This is a genomic window from Tersicoccus solisilvae (assembly GCF_014643255.1).
In the GTDB taxonomy this organism is placed as follows: domain Bacteria; phylum Actinomycetota; class Actinomycetes; order Actinomycetales; family Micrococcaceae; genus Tersicoccus; species Tersicoccus solisilvae.
Genome location: NZ_BMJI01000085.1, coordinates 1 through 574, shown reverse-complemented (window position 1 = coordinate 574; position 574 = coordinate 1). Strand labels below are relative to the sequence as shown.

Here is a 574-nt window from a genome sequence, read left to right as displayed (position 1 = left end):
TGCCTTTGATAACTTAGGTCAATCGGCGCAAGTTGCTGTCTGCGGCGCTTTTGTTCATGGCATTGTTGTTCATGGCATGGTTTTTCGCGGCGCCGCCCGCTCAGGGCCAAGGCCCGCGGGGTACTGCAATCTTTGCCCGCTAACCTTGAACACCCCGCCGCCTAGGAGTGTGAGCTGTTGGATCAGGCTCTGCAACTCTCAATCCCCCAGCGCTAGCTAAAAAAATCCCCGCAACTTGGCGGGGATTGTGGTTGATGGCGAAGCTTACTTAACGATTTCCATCTCTTGCAGCAAGTTATCTGCATTATCCAGATACTTCATCACCCACAGCATGTAACGGCTGTCCACCTGAATGGAGCGGTTGATGTTATCGTCGTAGTTCCAGTCACCTATGATGCTCTCATAAACACCGTCAAACAGCAGTCCCACCAGCTCGGCGCGGCCATTGAGAGTTGGCGAGCCTAAGTTACCGCCTGTGGTATCCAGAGTTGAGAGGAAGTTGACCGGTACCGAGTCAATATCTTTGAAGTAGAAGTCACCGTATTGCTTGGCCTTGATAAGCTCCAGCTCTTTC

1 protein-coding gene is annotated in these 574 nt (G+C 52.3%); it reads right to left on the bottom strand.

The genetic code is table 11. The features are described 5' to 3' along the window. Positions 1 to 264: 264 nt before the first annotated feature. Positions 265 to 574: S46 family peptidase (locus tag IEX22_RS16365; RefSeq protein ID WP_188669290.1), on the bottom strand; the 310-nt coding region annotated here is incomplete at its 5' end.